The organism is Lysinibacillus sp. C5.1 (assembly GCF_016350185.1).
GTDB lineage: Bacteria > Bacillota > Bacilli > Bacillales_A > Planococcaceae > Lysinibacillus > Lysinibacillus sphaericus.
Window position 1 is genome coordinate 4,118,421 of record NZ_CP066226.1, and the last position, 26,428, is coordinate 4,144,848.

Annotated in this window: 20 protein-coding genes, 2 rRNA genes and 2 riboswitches; of the genes, 4 read left to right on the plus strand and 18 right to left on the minus strand. The window is 40.3% G+C overall.

Annotation, left to right across the window (positions count from 1 at the left end; translation table 11 throughout):
- Window positions 1-219: 219 nt before the first annotated feature.
- From I5435_RS20275 to I5435_RS20350, 17 genes are all read right to left on the minus strand, one after another.
- Window positions 220-3,147, minus strand: a 23S ribosomal RNA gene (locus I5435_RS20275).
- Window positions 3,148-3,453: 306 nt separating this feature from the next.
- Window positions 3,454-5,005 (minus strand): 16S ribosomal RNA (locus I5435_RS20280).
- Together the 16S and 23S rRNA genes form the textbook arrangement of a ribosomal RNA operon.
- Before the next feature lie 410 nt (window positions 5,006-5,415).
- Window positions 5,416-6,720 (minus strand): NCS2 family permease, encoded by a 1,305-nt coding sequence (locus tag I5435_RS20285; protein ID WP_337982874.1) that lies wholly within the window; start codon window positions 6,718-6,720, stop codon window positions 5,416-5,418.
- Between the two features lie 130 nt (window positions 6,721-6,850).
- Window positions 6,851-6,952: riboswitch (purine riboswitch) on the minus strand.
- Window positions 6,953-7,109: 157 nt separating this feature from the next.
- A complete protein-coding gene (locus I5435_RS23205; protein WP_370510661.1) occupies window positions 7,110-7,775 on the minus strand; it encodes a CPBP family intramembrane glutamic endopeptidase in 666 nt (221 codons plus the stop codon).
- A gap of 183 nt (window positions 7,776-7,958) precedes the next feature.
- Window positions 7,959-8,627: an MOSC domain-containing protein gene (locus tag I5435_RS20290; protein WP_337982875.1), complete on the minus strand. Its 669-nt coding sequence runs from the start codon at window positions 8,625-8,627 to the stop codon at window positions 7,959-7,961.
- Between the two features lie 191 nt (window positions 8,628-8,818).
- Complete coding sequence (gene guaA / locus I5435_RS20295; RefSeq protein ID WP_024363990.1) at window positions 8,819-10,372, minus strand: glutamine-hydrolyzing GMP synthase; 1,554 nt, start codon at window positions 10,370-10,372, stop codon at window positions 8,819-8,821.
- Between the two features lie 155 nt (window positions 10,373-10,527).
- Window positions 10,528-10,629, minus strand: a riboswitch (purine riboswitch).
- Between the two features lie 35 nt (window positions 10,630-10,664).
- Entirely contained in the window at window positions 10,665-12,872 is a 2,208-nt protein-coding gene (locus tag I5435_RS20300) for a transglutaminase TgpA family protein (protein ID WP_337982876.1), read from the minus strand.
- Window positions 12,869-14,050: a DUF58 domain-containing protein gene (locus I5435_RS20305; RefSeq protein ID WP_337982877.1), complete on the minus strand. Its 1,182-nt coding sequence runs from the start codon at window positions 14,048-14,050 to the stop codon at window positions 12,869-12,871. The genes I5435_RS20300 and I5435_RS20305 overlap by 4 nt, the downstream gene beginning before the upstream one ends.
- Window positions 14,047-14,991 (minus strand): AAA family ATPase, encoded by a 945-nt coding sequence (locus I5435_RS20310; RefSeq protein ID WP_108031237.1) that lies wholly within the window; start codon window positions 14,989-14,991, stop codon window positions 14,047-14,049. Before I5435_RS20310 ends, I5435_RS20305 begins: the two co-directional genes overlap by 4 nt.
- 218 nt (window positions 14,992-15,209) lie before the next feature.
- Window positions 15,210-15,887 (minus strand): ABC transporter ATP-binding protein, encoded by a 678-nt coding sequence (locus I5435_RS20315; RefSeq protein WP_025220668.1) that lies wholly within the window; start codon window positions 15,885-15,887, stop codon window positions 15,210-15,212.
- Window positions 15,887-16,696 (minus strand): ABC transporter permease, encoded by an 810-nt coding sequence (locus I5435_RS20320; RefSeq protein WP_337983883.1) that lies wholly within the window; start codon window positions 16,694-16,696, stop codon window positions 15,887-15,889. Before I5435_RS20320 ends, I5435_RS20315 begins: the two co-directional genes overlap by 1 nt.
- Entirely contained in the window at window positions 16,696-17,148 is a 453-nt protein-coding gene (locus I5435_RS20325) for a nitrous oxide reductase accessory protein NosL (RefSeq protein ID WP_337982878.1), read from the minus strand. The genes I5435_RS20320 and I5435_RS20325 overlap by 1 nt, the downstream gene beginning before the upstream one ends.
- Entirely contained in the window at window positions 17,145-18,413 is a 1,269-nt protein-coding gene (locus I5435_RS20330) for a right-handed parallel beta-helix repeat-containing protein (protein ID WP_337982879.1), read from the minus strand. Before I5435_RS20330 ends, I5435_RS20325 begins: the two co-directional genes overlap by 4 nt.
- A gap of 60 nt (window positions 18,414-18,473) precedes the next feature.
- Complete coding sequence (locus I5435_RS20335) at window positions 18,474-19,118, minus strand: nitrous oxide reductase accessory protein NosL (RefSeq protein WP_024363982.1); 645 nt, start codon at window positions 19,116-19,118, stop codon at window positions 18,474-18,476.
- A 327-nt stretch (window positions 19,119-19,445) separates the two neighbouring features.
- Window positions 19,446-19,766 carry a hypothetical protein gene (locus I5435_RS20340; RefSeq protein ID WP_024363981.1) on the minus strand — a complete coding sequence of 107 codons (321 nt, stop codon included), beginning with the start codon at window positions 19,764-19,766 and terminating at the stop codon, window positions 19,446-19,448.
- A gap of 155 nt (window positions 19,767-19,921) precedes the next feature.
- Window positions 19,922-20,746, minus strand: a complete 825-nt coding sequence (gene nadE, locus I5435_RS20345; protein ID WP_337982880.1) for an NAD(+) synthase — start codon at window positions 20,744-20,746, stop codon at window positions 19,922-19,924.
- A 15-nt stretch (window positions 20,747-20,761) separates the two neighbouring features.
- Complete coding sequence (locus tag I5435_RS20350; RefSeq protein WP_024363979.1) at window positions 20,762-22,231, minus strand: nicotinate phosphoribosyltransferase; 1,470 nt, start codon at window positions 22,229-22,231, stop codon at window positions 20,762-20,764.
- Window positions 22,232-22,542: 311 nt separating this feature from the next.
- Here I5435_RS20350 and I5435_RS20355 point away from each other — a divergent pair, with 311 nt between their 5' ends.
- Window positions 22,543-22,884, plus strand: a complete 342-nt coding sequence (locus tag I5435_RS20355; RefSeq protein ID WP_024363978.1) for a P-II family nitrogen regulator — start codon at window positions 22,543-22,545, stop codon at window positions 22,882-22,884.
- A gap of 13 nt (window positions 22,885-22,897) precedes the next feature.
- Window positions 22,898-24,193: an ammonium transporter gene (locus I5435_RS20360; RefSeq protein ID WP_024363977.1), complete on the plus strand. Its 1,296-nt coding sequence runs from the start codon at window positions 22,898-22,900 to the stop codon at window positions 24,191-24,193.
- Between the two features lie 93 nt (window positions 24,194-24,286).
- Here the strand turns inward: I5435_RS20360 and I5435_RS20365 are convergent, their stop codons facing one another.
- A complete protein-coding gene (locus I5435_RS20365; protein WP_337982881.1) occupies window positions 24,287-24,787 on the minus strand; it encodes a methylated-DNA--[protein]-cysteine S-methyltransferase in 501 nt (166 codons plus the stop codon).
- Window positions 24,788-24,906: 119 nt separating this feature from the next.
- On the opposite strand from I5435_RS20365, the gene I5435_RS20370 reads away from it, so the two are divergent.
- Both I5435_RS20370 and I5435_RS20375 read left to right on the plus strand, forming a co-directional pair.
- On the plus strand, window positions 24,907-25,638 hold the full coding sequence (locus I5435_RS20370) for an ABC transporter ATP-binding protein (RefSeq protein ID WP_024363975.1): 732 nt from the start codon (window positions 24,907-24,909) through the stop codon (window positions 25,636-25,638).
- Window positions 25,635-26,387, plus strand: a complete 753-nt coding sequence (locus I5435_RS20375; RefSeq protein ID WP_337982882.1) for an ABC transporter permease — start codon at window positions 25,635-25,637, stop codon at window positions 26,385-26,387. Before I5435_RS20370 ends, I5435_RS20375 begins: the two co-directional genes overlap by 4 nt.
- The last annotated feature ends 41 nt before the right edge of the window (window positions 26,388-26,428 follow it).

Here is a 26,428-nt window from a genome sequence, read left to right on the forward strand (position 1 = left end):
CTCGTTTGCTTCCTTGTTCTACTTGTGTCTTGAAGCTCTCACGGCTTTCAATATACATCGTATTTCTTTGTCAGCTTCATTCGTTCAGTCAGTCACGTACAGACGTACGCTCCTTCCTTCTCTCAATCGCTTCCGCGAACTACTCGTATCTTGAAACCCTTTTATGAAAGGTTGTTCTTTCAAAACTGGATAAACGGTGCATTGAATGTTTCAAACTTTTTGGTTAAGTCCTCGATCGATTAGTATTCGTCAGCTCCATGTGTCACCACACTTCCACCTCGAACCTATCTACCTCATCGTCTTTGAGGGATCTTACTTACTTGCGTAATGGGAAATCTCATCTTGAGGGGGGCTTCATGCTTAGATGCTTTCAGCACTTATCCCGTCCACACATAGCTACCCAGCGATGCCTTTGGCAAGACAACTGGTACACCAGCGGTGTGTCCATCCCGGTCCTCTCGTACTAAGGACAGCTCCTCTCAAATTTCCTACGCCCACGACGGATAGGGACCGAACTGTCTCACGACGTTCTGAACCCAGCTCGCGTACCGCTTTAATGGGCGAACAGCCCAACCCTTGGGACCGACTACAGCCCCAGGATGCGATGAGCCGACATCGAGGTGCCAAACCTCCCCGTCGATGTGGACTCTTGGGGGAGATAAGCCTGTTATCCCCGGGGTAGCTTTTATCCGTTGAGCGATGGCCCTTCCATGCGGAACCACCGGATCACTAAGCCCGTCTTTCGACCCTGCTCGACTTGTAGGTCTCGCAGTCAAGCTCCCTTGTGCCTTTACACTCTACGAATGATTTCCAACCATTCTGAGGGAACCTTTGGGCGCCTCCGTTACCTTTTAGGAGGCGACCGCCCCAGTCAAACTGTCCGCCTGACACTGTCTCCTGCCCCGCTAAGGGGCATGGGTTAGAATTTCAATACAACCAGGGTAGTATCCCACCGACGCCTCCTTCGAAGCTGGCGCTCCGAGATCTCTGGCTCCTACCTATCCTGTACAAGTTGTACCAAAATTCAATATCAGGCTACAGTAAAGCTCCACGGGGTCTTTCCGTCCTGTCGCGGGTAACCTGCATCTTCACAGGTACTATAATTTCACCGAGTCTCTCGTTGAGACAGTGCCCAGATCGTTACGCCTTTCGTGCGGGTCGGAACTTACCCGACAAGGAATTTCGCTACCTTAGGACCGTTATAGTTACGGCCGCCGTTTACTGGGGCTTCAATTCGCAGCTTCGCTTGCGCTAACCACTCCTCTTAACCTTCCAGCACCGGGCAGGCGTCAGCCCCTATACGTCACCTTACGGTTTTGCAGAGACCTGTGTTTTTGCTAAACAGTCGCCTGGGCCTATTCACTGCGGCTCTCATGCGCTTGCACGCTCAAGAGCACCCCTTCTCCCGAAGTTACGGGGTCATTTTGCCGAGTTCCTTAACGAGAGTTCTCTCGCACACCTTAGGATTCTCTCCTCGACTACCTGTGTCGGTTTGCGGTACGGGCACCTCTCACCTCGATAGAGGCTTTTCTTGGCAGTGTGAAATCAGGAACTTCGTCCATACGGACTCGCCATCACAGCTCAACGTTACAGTGTGCGGATTTGCCTACACACACGCCTTACTGCTTGGACGCGCACAACCAACGGCGCGCTTACCCTATCCTACTGCGTCCCCCCATTTCTCAAACGGTGAGGAGGTGGTACAGGAATATCAACCTGTTGTCCATCGCCTACGCCTATCGGCCTCGGCTTAGGTCCCGACTAACCCTGAGCGGACGAGCCTTCCTCAGGAAACCTTAGTCATACGGTGGACGGGATTCTCACCCGTCTTTCGCTACTCATACCGGCATTCTCACTTCTAAGCGCTCCACCAGTCCTTCCGGTCTGACTTCAACGCACTTAGAACGCTCTCCTACCACTGACATCGTAGATGTCAATCCACAGCTTCGGTGAATCGTTTAGCCCCGATACATTTTCGGCGCAGCGTCACTCGACCAGTGAGCTATTACGCACTCTTTAAATGATGGCTGCTTCTAAGCCAACATCCTGGTTGTCTGTGCAACGCCACATCCTTTTCCACTTAACGATTACTTTGGGACCTTAGCTGGTGGTCTGGGCTGTTTCCCTTTTGACTACGGATCTTATCACTCGCAGTCTGACTCCCGTGTATAAATATCTGGCATTCGGAGTTTGTCTGAATTCGGTAAACCGGGATGGCCCCCTAGTCCAAACAGTGCTCTACCTCCAGTATTCTCATCACGAGGCTAGCCCTAAAGCTATTTCGGAGAGAACCAGCTATCTCCAAGTTCGATTGGAATTTCTCCGCTACCCACACCTCATCCCCGCACTTTTCAACGTGCGTGGGTTCGGGCCTCCAGTAAGTGTTACCTCACCTTCACCCTGGACATGGGTAGATCACCTGGTTTCGGGTCTACGACCACGTACTAATTCGCCCTATTCAGACTCGCTTTCGCTGCGGCTCCGCCTTCTAAAGCTTAACCTCGCACGTAATCGTAACTCGCCGGTTCATTCTACAAAAGGCACGCTATCACCCATTAACGGGCTCTAACTACTTGTAGGCACACGGTTTCAGGATCTCTTTCACTCCCCTTCCGGGGTGCTTTTCACCTTTCCCTCACGGTACTGGTTCACTATCGGTCACTAGGTAGTATTTAGCCTTGGGAGATGGTCCTCCCGGATTCCGACGGAATTTCACGTGTTCCGCCGTACTCAGGATCCACTCTGGAGGGAACGAACTTTCGACTACAGGGCTTTTACCTGCTCTGGCGGACCTTTCCAAGTCGCTTCATCTAACTCATTCCTTTGTAACTCCGTATAGAGTGTCCTACAACCCCAAGAGGCAAGCCTCTTGGTTTGGGCTCTTCCCGTTTCGCTCGCCGCTACTCAGGGAATCGATTTTTCTTTCTCTTCCTCCAGGTACTTAGATGTTTCAGTTCCCTGGGTCTGCCTTCAAGACGCTATGTATTCACGTCAAGATACTACGCGATTAAACGTAGTGGGTTCCCCCATTCGGAAATCTCCGGATCAAAGCTCACTTACAGCTCCCCGAAGCATATCGGTGTTAGTGCCGTCCTTCTTCGGCTCCTAGTGCCAAGGCATTCGCCGTGCGCCCTTAATAACTTAACCTATCGGCTTCCAATCCACTGCGCATTTCGTTGTCAGCTTCTCTCGTTCAATCAGTCACGTACGTAAGTACGCTCCTTCATTCACTCGTTCGCTTCCTAGAACTGCTTGTGTCTTAAAACCCTATTTAGTTATTAAGCCTATAAAAAACTTAAAAAAATAAATGTGTTTGTTACAATTTCAATGTCGTTTTATCCAGTTTTCAAAGAACAAATTTTGAAGTGTTTCATTCAGAAGAATGAACCTTCAAAACTGAACGCAAAACGTAATCTTACAAACCCAAGGTTTGTATTCCGAAAATATCCTTAGAAAGGAGGTGATCCAGCCGCACCTTCCGATACGGCTACCTTGTTACGACTTCACCCCAATCATCTATCCCACCTTCGGCGGCTGGCTCCAAAAGGTTACCTCACCGACTTCGGGTGTTACAAACTCTCGTGGTGTGACGGGCGGTGTGTACAAGGCCCGGGAACGTATTCACCGCGGCATGCTGATCCGCGATTACTAGCGATTCCGGCTTCATGTAGGCGAGTTGCAGCCTACAATCCGAACTGAGAACGACTTTATCGGATTAGCTCCCTCTCGCGAGTTGGCAACCGTTTGTATCGTCCATTGTAGCACGTGTGTAGCCCAGGTCATAAGGGGCATGATGATTTGACGTCATCCCCACCTTCCTCCGGTTTGTCACCGGCAGTCACCTTAGAGTGCCCAACTAAATGATGGCAACTAAGATCAAGGGTTGCGCTCGTTGCGGGACTTAACCCAACATCTCACGACACGAGCTGACGACAACCATGCACCACCTGTCACCGTTGTCCCCGAAGGGAAAACCATATCTCTACAGTGGTCAACGGGATGTCAAGACCTGGTAAGGTTCTTCGCGTTGCTTCGAATTAAACCACATGCTCCACCGCTTGTGCGGGCCCCCGTCAATTCCTTTGAGTTTCAGTCTTGCGACCGTACTCCCCAGGCGGAGTGCTTAATGCGTTAGCTGCAGCACTAAGGGGCGGAAACCCCCTAACACTTAGCACTCATCGTTTACGGCGTGGACTACCAGGGTATCTAATCCTGTTTGCTCCCCACGCTTTCGCGCCTCAGTGTCAGTTACAGACCAGATAGTCGCCTTCGCCACTGGTGTTCCTCCAAATCTCTACGCATTTCACCGCTACACTTGGAATTCCACTATCCTCTTCTGCACTCAAGTCTCCCAGTTTCCAATGACCCTCCACGGTTGAGCCGTGGGCTTTCACATCAGACTTAAGAAACCACCTGCGCGCGCTTTACGCCCAATAATTCCGGACAACGCTTGCCACCTACGTATTACCGCGGCTGCTGGCACGTAGTTAGCCGTGGCTTTCTAATAAGGTACCGTCAAGGTACAGCCAGTTACTACTGTACTTGTTCTTCCCTTACAACAGAGTTTTACGAACCGAAATCCTTCTTCACTCACGCGGCGTTGCTCCATCAGGCTTTCGCCCATTGTGGAAGATTCCCTACTGCTGCCTCCCGTAGGAGTCTGGGCCGTGTCTCAGTCCCAGTGTGGCCGATCACCCTCTCAGGTCGGCTACGCATCGTTGCCTTGGTGAGCCGTTACCTCACCAACTAGCTAATGCGCCGCGGGCCCATCCTATAGCGACAGCCAAGACCGTCTTTCAGTATTGTCCCATGAGGGACAATAGATTATTCGGTATTAGCCCCGGTTTCCCGGAGTTATCCCAAACTATAGGGTAGGTTGCCCACGTGTTACTCACCCGTCCGCCGCTAACGTCAAAGGAGCAAGCTCCTTTTCTGTTCGCTCGACTTGCATGTATTAGGCACGCCGCCAGCGTTCGTCCTGAGCCAGGATCAAACTCTCCATAAAAGAAATTTGATTAGCTCAAATTGTTTTGCTGGCATCAATTTTGATGTCCAAAATTTTGTTTCGTTCACTAACAAAGTTAGCTAGTAAAAACTATATTGATTACGTTTTGCTTGTTCAGTTTTCAAGGTTCATTTTGTTAGTTACTAGTAAGTAACTTTTTATAATTTAACATACATTCAATATGATGTCAACTATTATTTTCTTGCAGTGTGTTGTTCACATGTTTCGTAACAACGTGTTTAAATATAACATCTCGTAACATAGTTTGCAAGTGTTTAATTGAAATAAAACTATTCAGTCAATAATAACTAGTAGTTTCTTCTATAGTATATTAAGTGTCAGGCACTCAAACAATTTCAAATAAAAAGCTCCTCTTCGTTTTCACAAAGAGGAGCTTTTTCGTCTTTACATTATCGAACCCAGATAAAGTATGCAAGGAAGACAAAGAACAATCCGTACATCATTGGGTGAATTTCTTTTTTACGACCTGCTAAAAGCATTGTTACAGGATAGAATACGAAACCAATTGCAATCCCTGTTGCAATTGAATAACCAAGCGGCATCATTAATACTGTGAAGAACGCTGGAACTGCAATTTCGAATTTATCCCATTCAATTAAACGCAATGATGAAACCATTAACACACCTACGATAACAAGTGCTGGTGCTGTTACCGCCGAAGTAACAACAGCAAGTAACGGCGAGAAGAATAGCGCGATTAAGAATAGCACTGCTGTAACAACTGCGGCAAAACCTGAACGAGCACCTGCTGCTACACCTGAAGTTGATTCTACATATGCAGTAGTTGTTGAAGTACCAAATAAAGAACCAATTGTTGTAGCTAATGCATCCGCCATAAGCGCACGGCTTGCGCGTGGTAATTTATCGTCTTTTACTAGGCCAGCTTGAGTAGCAACAGCCATTAATGTACCTGCTGTATCGAAAAAGTCAACGAATAAAAATGTTAGTACTACGACTAAAAATTTAACATTTAATAAAGAACCAAAGTCATTAAAAATCGGTTTAAGTGCAACCATAAATGTTGAATCTACACTTGGAATTGCTGATACAACCGATACAGGTGGTGCAATGACACCTGTCATCATACCAACGACTGCTGTAATAACCATTCCTAAGAAAATACCGACGCTGCGGAATTTTAAAATAAGGATGACAGAAATAATAATACCGAACACTGCTAAAAGAGTTGAACCTGTAAATGCACCTAATGTTACTAAAGTTGCTGGACTATCTACAACGATACCCGCTCCTTGTAACCCTACGAATGTGATAAATAAACCAATACCAGCTGATACTGCATATTTAAGTTGTGCTGGAATTGCATTAATAACTGTTTCACGAATACCTGTAAGTGAAAGGATAATAAAAATAATCCCTGAGAAAAATACACCTGTTAACCCAGTTTGCCAAGGAATACCATATGCTCCTACTACAGTGAAAGCAAAGAATGCATTCAATCCCATACCTGGGGCTAATGAGATTGGGAATTTAGCGAAAATACCCATAATCAAAGAACCGACTGCTGCTGCTAATGCTGTTGCTACGAATACAGCACCTTTATCCATCCCTGCATTTTCCAGAATACCTGGGTTAACTGCTAAAATGTAAGCCATGGCAAGGAATGTTGTAATACCACCAATTATTTCGCGGCGATAATTAGTACCTAATTCATCGAACATGAAATATTTTTTCATTTTTTAAAGATCCTCCGTATTGTCGTCTTCAATACCGAAAACAAAAAAGACACGCTGACTACTCTACTAGTCGCATGTCTACGATACATTTCAGCACTCATAATGTGTGAAATAAATTAGTTACTATACATTCGTATAAAACTAAAATCGTAGTCAAGTTATTTACGGTAACTTGGTAGAAACTCACGGGCCTTATCCCCGACATTATACGACGACTTATTTAATTTACAATCGTAATATATCATTTCGTTTTTTAGATTTCAACCCCATTTCCGAACATTTCTTATAAAAAAAATACGAAAGTTCGTATAAAATACGGAATTAATGTTCAGTTTTTGGAAAAAACATAGAAAAATAAAGAAAAAGAACTCTTTTTCTATGAGTTCTTTTTAAAGTGTAAAAAGCATCGCAATACAATTGTTAAAGATATGGAGGGTTATTGAATACACGATATTAAAATTCGATTTGTAATAAATGACGCCAAAGACGAGCCCAGAGTAAAAGTAAGGTATCACTTGAACAATTTCCGAAAAACTATGTACATGTAAAAGACCAAATAAGAAACTTGAAATTCCAATCGAGAAATAAACCCCTATCTTTGTCTTTAACTTTTTCAGAATGATTTCCCTAAATATTATCTCCTCATTCACCGGTCCTAGCAAAACGACTGGAAACAAAAAGACAAATAGCATTATACCTTGTGCTATCTGCAAAACATGATTGACGCTAGATTGATTTGACGAGTTAGCAAAAGAATCAACTAGCGGATCTATAAACATTACACCTAGATATAGTAACAACAATCCAACAATAAACAATTGAATAAATTTTAAAGGTTTGTTTCGAATATCTTTCAAACCAAGAATTACTAGGCTACGTAATGCTATAAAGGCTATGATACAAACCATTCCATGCGCAAGACAAAATAGTAATAAGAAAGTATTTAATTCAGTCTGATTAGCGGGCGAATTAAAAAGCTTTGGCAATACAAGCACCAGTGATATGTAACTAAATAAAATCACGCTATACTTATATTTTCGTAACATTATCTCCATTCCTTTCAATTTTTTCACTACTCATTACGACACAAACAATTATCGTTTTAGACGATTTTATTGTAATAACATGTTATTTAGGATGCAATTCATTTGATCGTAAGCTAATCCATTGAAATTCCTTACATAAATAAGAACCCCCTATAGCCTAAAAGCTAAAGGGGGTTCTTATACTTTTGTGCTTTACTTCCCTACTCGACTCTGTAATGACTGAATCTTTTTTTCTAACTTTTGTTGCCAATCTAACGCTAACGCATCCACCTCTTGAATTTTCTTCATCGCACCTACATCATTGTTTTTATAATAGACTTCGTTGCAATATAAAACAGATATACCCGCAGGATGTCTTTCAATCAATTCAATCGTTGAATTTGCACTGATTGTTCCCTCGATTAGCACACGTGCAAGGTAGCCCGTATACCCCGTTTCAATTAAACGTTTGAGCAATACATCTGCCTTTGCATATCTATCAATCGTGCTACACGGAATACGCCCTTGCGTAATTTGAATAACAGCATCTCCAATTTTATAAGTATCTCCTATACAAACATCCGCTTCCAACATGTTCGTTACCGTTAAATTCTCACCGAATGTTGCAGTCGGCAATTTTTTACCTAGTTCTTGCTCCCATTGTATGTAATGCTCTGCAGGATATAAACAAACAGCACGATCAGGCCCACCATGATGTTTTTTATCTGCTACATCATCTCCCTCAAATCCACTCTTTCCCAAATAAACTTCTTGTACTTCTTGTTTTTCAATTCCTGTTATCATTGATCGCCCGTTGCTATAGTTCAATTCTTTCGGCATACCGACAGCTAATGTGTGAATCGTCGCAATACTTTTCTCCATTTTCATCCCCCTCAATTAAAAGCCAACGTATTTCATAAACTTAGTTTACTACATCCAACACTTTTCCAGCAATTTCCCCCTTCTACAATGGTTTATGGTCTATCTTCATGTTACACCCGTCATTCCCACGCAACAAAAAAAGCCCTAAACCCCTGTGTTATCAGGGCATTTAGGACTCTTGCTATTAGTGATTATTCCCACTCAATCGTTGCTGGTGGCTTCGATGTAATATCATACAGCACGCGGTTTACGTGTTTTACTTCGTTTACTAAACGTACAGAGATTTTTTCTAGCACGTCCCAAGGGATACGTGCCCAGTCAGAAGTCATGCCGTCGATAGACGTTACAGCACGGATACCGATTGCGTAGTCATACGTACGAGCATCGCCCATTACACCTACTGAACGAATATCAGGTAATACCGTGAAGTATTGCCAAATGTCACGATCAAGACCAGCTTTTGCGATTTCTTCACGTAAGATGAAATCAGATTCACGAACAATTTCAAGTTTTTCTTCTGTTACTTCACCAAGTACACGAATACCTAAACCAGGACCTGGGAATGGTTGACGCCAAACAATTTTTTCATCTAGACCAAGTTCTAAGCCAAGTGCACGAACTTCGTCTTTGAATAATGTTTTTAATGGTTCAATTAATTTGAACTGCATGTCTTCTGGAAGACCGCCTACATTATGGTGAGATTTGATTGTTTGCGCAGTCGACGTACCAGATTCAATAATGTCTGTGTATAACGTTCCTTGTGCAAGGAAATCCATACCTTCTAATTTTGAAGCTTCTTCATCGAATACGTAAATAAATTCGTTACCGATAATTTTACGTTTTTTCTCTGGATCAGATACACCCGCAAGTTTGTCCATGAAGCGTTGACGTGCATCGATTTTAATTAGGTTCATATCGAAATCTTCTGTGAAAGTTTTCATGACCTGTTCAACTTCACCTTTACGGTTTAGGTTGTGGTCTACGAACATACAAGTCAATTGGTCACCGATTGCTTTATGAATAAGTACTGCAACAACAGAAGAGTCTACCCCACCTGAAAGTGCACATAATACTTTTTTATCGCCAACGATTTCACGAATTTTAGCAATTTCGATTTCGATAAAGTTTGCCATTGACCAATCGCCTTTAGCGCCACAAATATCGAATACGAATTGACGTAGTAAATCATTACCATATACAGAGTGACGAACTTCTGGGTGGAATTGTACTGCATATAGTTTACGTTCTGCGTTTGCCATAGCAGCGATTGGACAAGATGCACTTGTTGCAATGATTTCAAAGCCAGCAGGAACTTCTGTTACGTGGTCGCCATGACTCATCCAGACGATTTGTTCTGTTGGTAAATCACCGAATAATTTATTAGCAGCCGTTACTTGAACTTCCGCTTTACCGTATTCACGTGTTTCAGCGCCTTCTACTTTACCGCCTTGCGTATGCGCCATTAATTGCATACCATAGCAAATACCTAGGATTGGTAAACCTAATTCGAAAATAGCTGGATCTACATGGAATGCATTGTCATCATAAACAGAGTTAGGACCACCTGAAAAGATAATACCTGCTGCATTCATGTCTTTAATTTCATCTGCTGTAATCGTATGTGGGTGTAATTCACTGAAAACACCAAATTCACGGATACGACGCGTAATTAATTGGTTAAATTGGCTACCGAAGTCTAGAACGACGATTTTTTCTTGCTCTTTTAATAAAGGGCTTGCTGACAATATTTCCACCTCTTCTTCTATTTTTAAAGGACGTTTTCATATGTTCAAAGAAAAACGCGTATGAAAGTAAAAAAAACTTCCTACGCGTCCATAAGCTCTTGATATATAAAGGGGAATGCGTAACAAAGAAAAGTGATGTATAAAACTTCTCACCTAGCCAAAACATTCACCTTCATAGAGAAATCATTTACGGTGATTTCGTAGAAACATCCGAACCCTATTTTCGAACTTATATGAAAGCCATCCTAATCATATATAATTTTTTTCATTTTACTCTTTGTACCCATTAAAATCAACCGATTGTGCGATTGATTAAATATTCCCAACTTTCCCGCAGTTTAACGAAGTCAACATCTTGTGCATTCTTGCCATAAATATGTTGCTCGTATACGGCCGTTAACTTTTGCATCTCTTCTGTCTCTAACGATGCATCTACCCGCTCAGCAAACGCTCGCAATGTTTCGTCATGTTTTCGTTTTAAACCAATGCGCCCTAACTGTTTCGTTAATGCTTGATAGGAAGCATCAAAACTTGACCAATCCGCTTCTTTTTTGCGATAGACACGCACCTGCATTTTAGGAATCCATGTTTTTCGTTGTACAAATAAAGCCGCACCAATAATAATGAGTAAAGCCATTAGCGTGAACCAAACATATTTTAACGATTTCACCCAAGCCCATACACGGTCTAAGCTAAAAGCTGAATTGTTAGCTGTTTGCTCTGTTGGTTGCTCTTTCTTTTGCTGTTGCGCTGGTTTTTCTTCTGGTTGTAGTACTTCTTCTTGCTGAGGTTGATTTTGCTGTAAATCATAATCAATATTCACTGTACCAGAAAAGCCAATTGTCGGTTCAAACTCTATCCACCCTGTACCTGGAACATATGCCTCTACCCAAGAGTGGGCATTGTCATTCGTCACTTTATATTCACGCAGACCATTTGATAACGCCCCTGCATCACCTGGTGCAAAACCTTTCACCCAGCGAGCGGGAATGCCGATAGAACGAAGCATAACAACCATAGATGTAGAAAAGTTATCACAGTAACCTACTTTTGTATCGAATAAAAATTGATCTACATAATCTTGTTTTTCAGCAGGAATAGCTGCTGCTTTTTTATCGTATCTATAGTTTCCCTTTGAAAAATAGCCTTCCACTGCCTTTATTTTTTCGTATACAGAGGCTTTATCACGCGTTATATCGAGCGTTAAATCTTGTACACGCTGCGGAAGTGTGTCAGGTAATTGTAAAAAACGATTATAAGAAGAATCTAATGTTTCTAACATAGCTGGTTCAGACATTTGAAGCTGTTGCAAACTATAGTTTGGCTCACTATAAGTGATCGTATAATTTGACAGTAATTTATTACTACCATTATCCGTCGTCACCAATTCACCACTCGGTTGTTTTGTTACTATTTTTTCAGTTTGTCCATCTTGGATATACAAGGTAGGGTCCTCTGCCGAAACGGATAACATGCCATATGTTTGAATTAAAAATGGCATAGGGACAGCCATATCCATTTGAATTTGCCGTTCATTTTCTCGTGGCCCAACCTGCAAGGATGTATAAATTGGGGTATCGTTTTCAAAAACAGCTTCCCCCATATATTCACCTGATAACACCCAGCCTTTCGATGTATACGTATCTTTAGTATCGATACGCCAATAATGGCGATCACGTGAGGTTGCCGTAAAAATTAATGTATTATCTCCTTTATACGGCCCACCTAACTTACTGTCATCATCACTATAGCCAACTGTTCTTTGTCCATCTCCTACACCATCTTGCCCTGTAACGCTTTTGATAAACGGTACTGGATCAGCCCATGTCGGTCCTGCTTTTGGTAAATAGAATGCCACCATACTGACAAGTGCCACCGAAATAAGCATTGGTAAAACAATTTTCCACTTTCTAAGCATATCACTCGGTGCATCGAGCTGAAGTCTTAAACGTTTAATAAAAAGTACACCCGTCATAATTAGACCAAGCACAATTACTTTAATAATAGCGAGCTTTCCATTATATTCGCTAAACGTATCAAGTGTCGCGATGAAAAATACGGTTAATACGAAGAAGTAGAAAATATTATGATGCACTGTAATCCAGTGGTGAATTAAATAAATTAACATCCAAATCAACGCTAAAAACAATACTGTTCTAAATGCATCTGATACTTGTCCAAAATTCCCTGAAAAAATGTTCACCATGTTCCACGTCACTTCATTCACTAAAAACGGAATGGTGTGTCCTGAAAAAAACGGATTCTCGCTATAAACAAATATCACAAACCATGTAATATAACCTAACTTTATAAGTCCGGACAATAACGGTCGAACTTTAAATAAAGAAAGCACTAGTGCTAAGCCGATAAAAACTAGAAACAACTGACTTAAACCTGTATTTGTTAATTGCATAACTGGTGTTAGCCACTCACGTAATATAAAGAAAATAATGACGTACGCGAAAGCTAGCTCAATAAAATTTTCTAGTGATTTTTTCACGGCTTCATCACCTCCGTGAACAAGTGGTAATAATCTGTTGGGTTTACATGTACAACTTGAATATGTTTATAACGCTTTGTTACATCAGAACGTGCCTGTGTCTCTTGAGATACTACAAAACAAATACAACTTTTCACCGTATTACCTAAAGTATGTAGTAATTCATCTGATATATCGCTCGTAACATATAGAAGCGTTGCCACACGCTGAAGGACTTGGTTATCACGCAATTGATATTTTGCATTTTCAACAGGTTTGACACAAGCTAAATGATGCATCACTCGATCTAGTTGCTTTTCACCTTGGATAGAAGAAAACACTTTTGTTTTTACACCTGTTGAAACAAAGGAAATATCCCCACGCCCTCGTACAATCGCATTAAGCATTGAAGCGACCAATTCCACCTTCTCTTCAAATAACGGAGAAGGACCTACATCGAGCATTAACATCAATTCCTGTGATTGACGATCTTCAAATTCCTTTGACTGAAGTGTTTGTGTTTTTGCAAATGACTTCCAATGAATCCACGAAAAGCGGTCACCTGGTACATATTCGCGTAAACCTATAGCCATTGATGTGTCCTTCACAATTGAATAAGGGGTCATCATGGACCCAACATCTAATTTTGTTTGCAATGTAGCATATTTCATATCATGCACTCTCGGATAAACTAGAACGATTTGTTCTTTTTCTACCAAAATGCGCTTCTTTGCCCATCCGAAAAAATCATGGAAGATGATTTGCGCACCTAAATAACGATGCTCACCACGTGACAAGCTTTCAAGTGTGTAACGCCACGTAAACGTTTTTTTAAAACCTACAAATTTTATGGCGTCTTTCTCTTGCACCTTTGACTGCACTAGCATCTCGCTACCAACAAGTTCTTCCATCAGCATATACGCAAATGGAAAACGCGTTTTTCTTTCTACACTTATTGTCACTTGAACTGATTGTCCGCTTTCTATATGAGAAGGGTCAATTTTACGCTCTACACTGTATATTTCCTCCCTCACAAGTTGGAAGATAAAAGCGTACAACAAAAATGGACTTACCGTAAAAAAGACAAACCAGCTGACAAATCCACCTTGAAACATAGCATAACAAAACGTAATAAGTATCAGAAAGCTCACTAATAGAAAATGTTTACTTTTTTCAAAAAGGGCTCGCCATTTCTTCATTGCTCTGCTAACCTCTTCGTCGGCACAGGCGTTTTCGCAATAATACGTTCAATAATCTCTTCTGCTGTTACATCATCATAACGCGCATCTGGCTTGAGCACTAATCTGTGGCTAAAGACATAGGGCGCTAAATATTGAACATCGTCCGGTATTACATAGCTTCGCCCTTTCATAAATGCATATGCCTGAGACGCCTTCATCAAAGCAATTGTCGCACGAGGACTAACCCCTAAATACACGTAGTTATTCTCTCTTGTTTGAGAAGCCAGTTCAACCATATAGTTTTTAACGGAGTCTTCCACATAAACGCCTTGCACAAGTTGCTGTAATTCAATTAATTGTGCCACCGAAAGCACAGCTTCAATTTTTTCAATAGACTTGCCATTTTCAGCACGACGCAGTATTTCTACTTCTTGCCCTCTCGTTGGATAACCCATTTTTATTTTTAGTAAAAAGCGATCAAGCTGTGCCTCTGGTAATGGATAGGTACCCTCGTGTTCGATAGGATTTTGCGTCGCCATAACGAAAAATGGCTGATTAATCATAAGTGTATTACCATCAATTGTAACAGATGCTTCCTCCATCGCTTCAAGTAAGGCCGATTGTGTTTTCGGTGACGTTCTATTAATTTCATCAGCCAAAACTACATCGCCCATAATCGGTCCTGGACGAAATTCAAATTCCATTGTTTTTGGGTTATAGATGGAAACGCCTACAACGTCGGAGGGCAGTAAATCGGGAGTAAATTGAATTCGTTTGAATTGGGCATCGAAAGATTTAGCAAGCGCACGTACCATCATAGTCTTACCAACTCCTGGCACATCCTCAAGTAATACGTGCCCCCTTGCAAGTAAGGCTACAATGCTAAGTTCCGCTACCTCTCTCTTTCCTATCATTACTTTCTCTATATTTTCTAATACCATTTGGATTTGTAAATTCATAAAACAAAAAACCTCCCATTTTCGTAACCAATTATTTGAATTGCACGATAATTTAGTTCAAGCATATCGAAAACTGTTTCGTAACACAATTAATGTGCCATTATCCAGTTAAAATGATAAATTAACAAACATGTTATTGCCTCTATAAAAAGAGGTTTGTTTGATGTTTCTTATCAAACAAACCTACCTAATAGTATAACGTTTCATTTACATAAATGTTACAGATTTAATTTTTTTAACCATAAACTCTCTAATGTTGAAACATTTTCATTCCTCAATATTGCATTTAAGTCTCCTGAAAGTAATATATTTCCTTCATGTAACACTAACACATCGTCTGCTACTTCCTCTACAAATCCTAGTAAATGTGTAGAAAATATCACTGTATTGCCCATTTCCTTTTGTTCAAGCATCATTTTTTTCAACTCTGCAATCCAAAATGGGTCAAGTCCATTCGTTGGTTCATCTAAAATCAGGAGCGACCCCGCACCTAGTAAACTTTGTGCAAGATTTAACCGTTGCCGCATTCCCTTCGAAAACTGTTGAACCCTTTGCTTTCTAACGTCCCACAAGCCAACGCGTTTCAATACTTGCTCTTGCTCTTTTTTAGCTATTCTTTTCAAAGAGGACAGTAATTGCAATACTTCTGCTGCCGTTAACATTGAGGGGAAATCTACATCATCTGGCATATAACGAATCGCTTGACTCTCCTGCCATTTTAGCTCCCCTGACATCGGTTTCTCCTGTCCAGTTAACAGGCGAATAAGCGTACTTTTCCCCGCTCCATTGCCACCTGCTAACGCTAAAATACGCCCTTTCTGCACAGTAAAGGATACGTCTTTAAGTCCCCTATTATTTTTATAGACATTTGATAGATGATTCGCCTCTAGTAACACTACCGCTTCTCCCCCTTCTTTAGTCTCCTTGCAGTAAAGGCAAGCGGTAAAGCTACCCACAAACATGTTACCAATCCATATACCACATAGCCCAATGGTGATGCATAAAATGCTGTCACATTATAAAAAGATGGACCAAGTACGCTGGCCTGTTTTGTAAATATAAAGTAACCAAAGCGCAACCATTCTACAGGATTAATATGCATAACAATAATCGTTAGCTTTTGTAAAATATGCCCTGCAACTACTGTGCCAATTGCCATTAAGGCATACGACAGAAGCAATAAGAAAAATGACCATAAAACTAACGACAGAGATAGCGCAAATAATCTCGTTTTCGCTACCGCCCCAATAGCTAACGCTAAGGAAGTAAAAATAGCAATGCATAATAATGTCAGATTTATAAAAATAAACGGCAAACGTACGCCACCAAGTAATCCGCCAAGTGCTAAAACAACACCAAACGCTACCATCACGATTAATAAAAAGGCAATAACAGTAGCTAAATACTTTCCAAAAATATATTGTTTACGCGTCATCGGATAGGTTTTTAATAAAGAAAACCACCCTGTTTCTATATCACCAGCAATGCTCATACTGCCAATTGTCAAAATAAATAGAGGCAATAAAAACAAAAGGACATTTAAAAAAGAAGCTGTTTGACGAGTAAAACCTTCTACATCAGGCAGTGCCATTTGCTGGATAACAATAATCGATGTAAAAACAAAAGTGAAGAGTAAGCCAACTAATTGCATCCACCGACTGCGCAACATTTGTTTCAATTCAAGTTTGATGAGCATGCTGTACATCACTGATGAATCCCCCAATTAAAATCGCTTAAATCCTCATAAGTAAGCACTTGTCCCTTACCTTCAATAGCCATCCAAGATTGCGCAGCTTCTTGTGTTTCGAAAGCAAGTACACCATAATTCATCGGCGTCCAATAATCTTTGTTGTAGACAAACGTCGCCTTCGAAACATCAATCCATTTGTTCTCTTTTGCATCCTTAATGAATGCAGCGCCAACCTCTTCGTCTCCATTTGCCGCAATATACTCAATTAAACATCCAATATCATCAAACATTTCATAGTCACCATTTTTCAAGGCAATTTGTCCGGCATACTCGTTATGCACAATTGACATGTTACAAACTTTACAAACATCGGTTTCATTGACAATGTCACGTGGTTTAAACGTTTTTTCACTACACCCTACAGCCAGTAAACAACTAACGCAAATTATTAGTATCCACTTTTTCATTCCATCAAACCTCTTTTCCATAGCCATACACTACTTAAAATAAAAAATAGACCTAGCAAAAACTGTGCTATATCCATATCTACTTTTTTTACACTTTGGTCTTTCATCAGTTTCGGCGTTTCATCAACAAGCACCGTCCTCGCGCTTTTATTGATTTGCTGATCGAGGGAAGTTAGTAAAACAACGCTTGGTGACTCTACAAAATATTGATACACTGGCTGTCGGACCATCCATTGTCCAAAGCTAGATACAGCGACATATGGAACATCGCCAGTACCGTCATTTTTTAAATCCGTTCCAACATAATCATCATAATAATTACTCGATAATTGAATGCCTTGTTGATCGGAGCGAGCTGTTAATATATTGCCAGTAAACTGATTATTGTATACAACTGTTTGGTCATCTACCTTTGTCCCTTCAATAGCCGTTTGATTCATTTGAAAATTATTATGCATAATTTGAACCTCTGCACTTTTTTGTAATGCAATGGCCGTTCGATTGTTCTTCATCGTATTAAAAGCAAGGTCTGCACGCTGCACATCATATAGCAATGCTCCGCTGCCATTCATATCGTTATGATGGATGACTACATTGTCCTTAATCGTAATACCGCTAGTCATCATCACCATCAATCCTGTTACATTGCTCGCATACGTATTGTTTAGAGCCTTGGCATTTTCAGTATACATAAAATGCGTACCATAACGGCTATTCTCTACCGTATTGCGTTGCACAACAATGCCGTCAACCTCTTCTACGTAAATACCATCTTGCACATGTTTAATATTACTATCTTCAACCACTATCTTCTCGCTTTGATAAATAGCAATACCATTACCTTTTTTTGAATAATGCGCCTGTGTGCCAACTATTTCAACATGTTGGATGTGTACATTTTCGCCGTGTTGAATATGCACAGCACTATGCACGTCGTTAATTTTCAATTGTCGTAGCGCAAGACCTTCCACCTCACTAGCAACAATTCCCTTTTTTCCCGATAGCGTCATATTGTCAATCATTACTGCGTCTGCACCTTCAATACGAATTGCTGGTTTTTCCCCAACGGCTGCAATCTCTGTGCCGTTTTCTCCACGCAATGTAATGTTTTTTGTCACGATCAAATTTCCTTTATAATAACCTGCTGGAATGTTGATGACGGCACCAGGTTCCGCTCTGTCGATTGCCTCCTGTATATCAAATTTTGCATAGGCAGTCGAACTTATACATAGCAAAAACAATAAGACACATCCTATTTTTTTCACCTTTAGTACCTCCAAGTTCAGTAAGAAAAGACTAGAGGAAATTCCCCTAGCCCTTCTGTATTAATGATTATGGTCATCACTTTCATGATTCATCTCTTCCATATTCATTTTATCTGATTCTCCATTAGCTTCCTTTTCAGCGTTTTCTTGCATTTTCTTTTTACGGCGCTCTAATGCATCGTCTTTAATTTTTTGTAATTCTTCTACATGCGCTTTTGGATTTTCAGCTAAATACTTATCTGCATCAGCTTTGTTAATGAAATAGATATATCCCCAGTTCATTGGTGATTTTAAATCTGTTTTAACGATTGTGACATCTTCGACCTTCGCCCAATCTTTTGTATTATAATCACGTACAAACTTATCATTTTTCTCGTTATTCGCAACCTCTGCATTGACTAAACAGCCAATGTCATCATAAAACGCAATTGTACCATCTGCTTTAATCGCTTGAGCAGAAAATACACCCATTTCATGGTCTTTCATATAAACCTTCATATTACACATTTCGCAAACTGTATCTTCTTGTGGTTCTTGTAATCGTGAATCTACTAAAGAAGCAACTTGCACTGATTCATCTTTCACTTCAGACTCTTTCGATGCAACTTCTGAATTCGCTTTTTCTTCCTTCACTTCTGCCTTTTCAGTACCACACGCTGTCAATATTAGTAACGTAGCTAGTACTGGTAACCATAATTTTTTCACTATTGCTCCCCCAATTCTTTTCTGTTACTACCTAGTATTTTACAGATAAGATGTGAAATAAGATGAAAACCTCTGTGAAGATTCGGAAAAATCTATATGACTACTTTGCGAACGTCTTGAAGTCAAAGTATTCTCGTACAAACTAAAACGATTAAAAAAGCGAGGACAAAAGAGAAAAAGTGTTAGATTGACTGCAATCAATCTAACACTTGCCGTTGTTGTCCGCTACGGGCGGGTCTTTGATTCTCTCACTTTTACTAGCGATTGGTTGTGCGTTCTTTAGTAGAGTCGCCACAATCAACAACTATATTCTCGAACTTGATTTTGCTATATAGAGGTACGGTAACTATTGTGGCGCTTCTTTAGCTTACTTAGACGGCTCAATTTTCCAGCTGTTTCATTTAGTTCATTGTGAATTTGAACAGAGCCTCCGCTTTCTGCAAAAATAGATTCTAGTTGATTATGGCGTTGTTGCTGCATCGGCCTCTTATTACTTGATTGCTTTTTCTCTTTATTTTTTTGCAAACTTTTTTTAAATTGTTGCTGTGTATGGTGGCTAAAGTTATGACTAATATCACCAGCATGTAAATACTGTTGTTCATTACGAAAAGTGCTACCTGTCGTCGCATTTACTCTAGAAGTCCTCATAATTAGTTACCCTCCTTTTCATTTTACTTACTTTATAGGTATTTATATCGACATTATATGCAAAAAATTAAGCAAACAGAACCAAATATATAAAAAAAGAATAGAATTATTCAAAAAGTATCTATCACTTTTGAACAACTCTATTCTCATAAGCATTACTTCCAAAAATCATCAAAAATTGTAATTGGCATATGGCGTTTATGTTGAGAGCGTAAATAATGTTGCTCTAATCGTTCACGAGCATCGTCAGGAATTTGCTTCCCTTCTAAATAATCATCAATTTGCTCATAAGTTACTCCAAGCGCCACTTCATCTGGCAATGATGGACGATGTTCTTCCAAGTCAGCAGTCGGAACCTTTAAATACAGATGCGCTGGACAATCGAGCGCTGATAATAATTGTTTCCCCTGACGCTTATTCAGACGAAAAATAGGCATTAAATCGGCTCCGCCGTCACCATATTTTGTAAAGAAACCTGTAATTGCCTCCGCAGCGTGGTCTGTTCCTAACACAACAGCACTATTCATAGCAGCGATAGAAAATTGTACTTTCATGCGCTCCCGTGCTTTTTCATTCCCTTTTACAAAATCACTAAGCACAACTCCAGCATCAGCTAGAGCACGAACACTTGCATCAACCGCTTCCTTAATATTGACCATGTAGGTAGTCGTAGGCTTAATAAAATCAATAGCGTCCTGACAGTCTTGTTCATCCTTTTGAATACCATATGGTAAACGCACTGCCCAAAATGAATACTTCTGCTCGCCTGCTTCCTCATTTAACTCATTAACTGCTAGTTGAGCTAATTTACCGGTTAAAGTAGAGTCTTGACCACCTGATATACCAAGTACAAACCCTTTAACAAAGCTATATTTTTGTGCATATTCCTTCAAAAAATCAATGGATTTACGAATTTCTTCCTGTGCATCAATTGTTGGCAAAACTTTTAATTCGGTAATAATTTGCTGTTGTAATGCCATAACATCTTCCACTCCTTAGTCTTTTACAATTCGATCGACCATTTCTCGTACTTCTTCAATATTTCGCATTTTATTATCCCAGCATTTTTGGCTTAAATCGACTGGATATTCCTCTGGATTCATGGCACGTTTATATTCATCCCACAGCAGTTCTAAATTGTCAGCTGCATAATTACGCATCTCTTCTAACGTTGGATTGTCATAAATTACGTCCCCTTTATTAATCACATGCTGATGCAAGTTTTTCGCCTCAAAATTCGTGACAAATTTTGATACGAATGTATGCACAGGGTGGAACATCTTTATTCGCTCTTCAGATTGAGGGTCTTCGTCATACATCGTAATGTAATCACCCTCTGCTTTACCGTTTTTACGGTCAATAATACGATAAACACTTTTTAAGCCAGGAGTTGAAACTTTTTCAGCATTAGCAGAAATTTTAATCGTATCCTCTAGCTGACCTTCATCATTTTCTATAGCGACCATTTTATAGACAGCCCCTAATGCTGGCTGATCGTAAGCTGTAATTAATTTTGTACCAATTCCCCACATATCTACGCGGGCACCTTGAGCTTTCAAGTTTAAAATTGTATATTCATCTAAATCATTGGAGACAACAATTTTGGCATCATGGAAGCCTGCTTCATCTAACATACGACGTGCTTCTTTTGACAAGAAAGCAATATCCCCACTATCTAAACGAATACCAATGAAATTAATTTTATCGCCAAGTTCTTTTGCCACTTTTATCGCATTCGGCACTCCAGATTTCAGCGTGTTATAGGTGTCCACTAAAAATACGCAGTTGCGATGACGTTTCGCATAGGCGTGGAATGCATCATAATCATTTTTATAAGCCTGTACAAGTGCATGAGCATGAGTACCAGCTACCGGAATGTTAAATAGTTTTCCTGCACGCACATTACTAGTTGAAGCAAACCCTCCTATAAAGGCTGCACGAGTTCCCCAAATAGCCGCATCCATTTCTTGCGCTCGACGTGTACCAAACTCCATTGCCATTTCATCTTTAACGATTTGCTTAATACGACTTGCTTTAGTGGCAATTAGTGTTTGATAATTGACAATATTCAATAGAGCCGTCTCGATTAGTTGTGCTTCAACTAAAGGTGCCTCAATACGTACAATTGGCTCATTGGCAAAAACGAGCTCCCCTTCCACCATTGAATACATATCGCCTGTAAAGCGAATATTTTTTAAATAGTCAATGAAGTCTTCTTTATATCCAACCTCTTCACGTAAATACGCGATATCTGACTCACTAAAGCGAAAATCTCGCAAATACTCAAGCATGCGTTCCAGTCCAGCAAATACGGCAAAGCCATTTCCAAATGGTAATTTTCTAAAATATAATTCAAAAATCGCTTTTCTATTATGTATGCCATCAGCCCAATAAGACTCTGCCATATTAATTTGATACAAGTCCGTGTGTAGCGCTAAGCTATCGTCAGCATAGTTCGATCTCATAGGAATCCCTTCTTCCACTTTCATAATTAGTCCTAGTATACACTATATACCCAAAATCTTGCGTTTTACACTTTTCTGTTTCCATGTTATGTTTCCTAACATATATAGTCAGAAAATTTTGAACTGTTCACATTTCTGACACAAATTTTAGTAACGCTTACATTCCTTTTATAAATAGCTTTTTAGTAAACTACTACGAAAGACGAAATATATCATGTAATATAACCTAACATGCTAATCAAAAAAAACATTGCGCCATTTATCTACTCGCTATAATATGTAAATTAAATTTACGCAAGGAGCTGTTGTGAGTGAAAAAAATAGAGGCCATTATTCGTCCGGAAGTTTTTGGGGCTGTACGAGACGGACTTGCAAAAGTAGGCATTGCAGGTTTAAGTATTTCTGAAATCGCTGGCTGCGGTCGTCAATTAGGTCATACAGGTTTGTTTCGAGGCAATGCCTATGAAATTGAGTTTTTACCAAAATTGAAATTAGAAATGATCATCGATGATGAAAAAGTTGATGCTATTGTGGAAGTTTTATTACGCGATGCTGCAACTGGTAAAGTTGGCGACGGAAAAATTTTCATTTATCCAGTAGAACAGGCAATTCGTATCCGTACTAAAGAAGTCGGATCAATTGCTGTAGAATAAGGGGGAGATAGTTATGGATGACGTACTATTATCTGTAAATTTAGTTTGGATTATGCTTGGGACAATTTTAGTATTCTTTATGCACGCAGGTTTTGCAATGGTCGAGGCAGGTTTTACTCGTTCTAAAAATGCAGTTAACATTATTATGAAAAATTTCTTAACCATTTCGCTTGGTGGGATTGTTTATTTCCTATGTGGATATGCCATTATGTTCGGCGACACAGCAGGAGGCTTCTTCGGAACAAGTGGTTTCGCTTTAAACGGTGTAGATGACCTCTCCTTCTTTATTTTCCAAACAATGTTTGCTGCCACAGGTGCGACTATCTTATCGGGTGCAGTAGCAGAACGTACAAATATTTTTGCTTATATCGGTGTTATCATACTAATGACAATACTTGTTTATCCTGTAGTAGGTCATTGGGTGTGGAGCGGTCAAGGTTGGTTAACTGACCTCGGCTTTATCGATTTTGCTGGTTCTACTGTTGTCCATTTAACTGGTGCAGTCGCTGCGTTTATAGCAGCCATAATGGTTGGACCACGTCTAGGTAAATACGAAAACGGACGTGTTAACGTTATTACTGGTCATAGTATTCCTATCGGCGCATTAGGTGTGTTCTTACTTTGGTTCGGTTGGTTCGGCTTTAATGGTGCCTCTACGTTAGCAGCAGACCCTGCACTTGTTCCAAAAGTAATTGCTAATACATTTTTCGCAGCAGCAGCTGGCGTTGTTGCCACTGCATTCTATACTAAATTCCGCTACGGTCATATTGATGGCTCACTAACTCTCAACGGTGCATTAGCAGGTCTAGTAGGCATTACAGCTGGTGCCGCAAACGTCAGCATTGTTGGTTCACTTATTATTGGTTTAATCGCAGCACCATTATTAGTAGAAGGTGTCCGTTTTATTGAATGGAAGTTAAAAGTAGATGATCCTGTTGGTGCAATTGCTGTCCACGGTATTTGTGGTATTTGGGGTACACTTGCAGTTGGGCTATTTGATGTTGGTGGTCAAGGTCTGTTCTACGGTGGTGGCATTAGCTTACTAGGTATTCAGGCTATAGGTGTGATTGCTACAATTGCTTGGGTTAGCGTTACTGTCACAGCAGGCTTATACATCATTAAAGCATTTGTCCCTTTACGTGTATCAGCAGAAGAAGAGATTACAGGTCTAGATGTGATCGAACATGGTACACCTGCTTATGAATACCAAGAGATTTTTAAAAGCTCCGCTATACAAGGTGAAACATTTGCTCAACGTTTAACTCATATCGGCAAAACACAAACAAACGTTACCGAAAAACATGTCTAAAAATTAGATACGTTATCCATTATAAGGCACTAGAAACTGTTAGCTATCCGTATCAATTTGCGCGGATCTCTAGCAGTTTCTTTTTTGTTATATTTATTCTCTCTCTAAATCAAGTAAGAACTGTTTCATCGTTAACCCACTGCGAAAGCCTGTTAGCTTACCGTTCTTCCCAATTACACGGTGGCACGGAATAATCGCTAATATCGGGTTCGCACCGATTGCACTTCCAACAGCCCTCACAGCCTTTGGATTGCCTATTCGCTCTGCAATAGCAGCATATGTTGTGGTTGTTCCATAAGGAAGTTCTTTGAGTGCATCCCAGACAGCTAGTTGAAATGCTGTTCCTTTCACATGAATTGGTAAATTAAATTCAGTCAGCTCACGATTAAAATAGGCTGTGAATTGCTTAACATAAGGCTTAAGCTTTTCACTGTTTTCTTCAAAACTGTAGCCTTTAAAGTGCTTTTGAGCCCACTTTTCCACCTCATCAAATGCGGTATTGGGTGTGCCAAGATAGACAAGCCCTTCATTCGCCGCAATCATATACATCTCGCCTTGCGCGAATGTTAGTGTATCTACATATAAAATAGTCATTAAAATTCTCCTTACACATGATGATTAGAAGTATACTGCAAAAAGGTAAAATAACTGTAGTTAACAAATATTTCATGCTACAGTTATTTTACCTATAAGCATAAAGGAGTTTCAACTACATGACTACGATATACGAGCCCGCTATCCATCTTCAACAAGTGAGCTTTTTAGTAAAGGATAAGGCTATTTTAAAGTCCATTACCGGTTCATTTCCTAAAGGCAAAATTACAACGCTCGTTGGCCCATCTGGCGCTGGTAAAACGACCTTATTAAAAATGTGTAACGGACTATTATCACCAACTGACGGGCTTATATTCATTGACAATCAAACAATCACTACCTATGAACCAACTACATTAAGAAAACATGTCGGAATTGCTCTTCAAGCAGCACCTATGATTGCTGGAACTGTATTTGACAATTTGGCTCTTCCACTCGCTTTACAAGGAAAAAAGCTCACACAACAAGATGCCATTCAATATTTACTAGATGTCGGGCTCGATGCCAGCTTTTTACACCGCGCTACTAATGAATTATCTGGTGGACAACGTCAAAAGGTATCCATTGCACGTACTCTCATTAATCAATCTTCTATATTATTGTTAGATGAGATTACTTCCGCATTGGACCGTCAATCTGTACAGGATATTGAAGCACTTATCATATCATTAAATAAAAACTATAATGTTACGATTATCTGGATTACCCACAATTTACAGCAAGCGCTCACGATCGGCCATTACACATGGGTCATGATGGATGGAGAGCTGATTGAAACAGGTGAAAGCTCGTTATTGAAAGCCCCTACTAACCCAAGAGTCGCTGAATTTATACAGGGGGTAAACGCATGACTTATACTTCACTTTCGCTAACATTGATTTTTGTTTTAATCCCGCTAGTACTATCAAAGACATTTAAGCTAGGGCTTGAAAAAGACACAATTATTGCAACGATTCGCTCAATTATTCAATTGCTTGCAGTCGGCTATATTTTAAATTTTGTCTTTGATGAAGGGAGTATTATATATATTTTTCTAATGGTGGCATTGATGATTGTGGCTGCCACTTTAAATGCCCGAAAAAAGGGAAAAGGTATTAAGGGTATTACGTGGAAAATAGTGTTTACGCTTGTAATGGTGGAAATTGTCACACAAGGAGTTTTACTCGGCTTCAACATTGTTCCTACAACTGCACAGTATATAATTCCTATTAGCGGAATGCTAATTGGCAACTCCATGGTACTATCTATTTTATTTTTAAATCGCTTTACTGCGGAAATTACAAGTCACGAAAATGAAATTGAACTTATCTTATCGCTAGGAGGTACACCAAAGCAAGCCATTCATCGCCAACTAATCAATGCGATTAAAGCGAGCATGATCCCTACCATCGAAAGTCAAAAAACGATTGGGCTTGTTCAATTACCAGGTATGATGAGTGGTCAAATTATTGGCGGTGCAGACCCTATACAAGCCGTACAATTTCAATTGTTAATTATTTTTGCCCTTTTAACAACCGCAACATTATCGAGCATAATGATAGGTTTTTTTAGCTATCCTGCGCTTTTTAACGAAAGGTTACAATTGTTGGAAGTTGAATAATTGTTTTCGTGATATCATGACAATTACTATAAATATGTTAT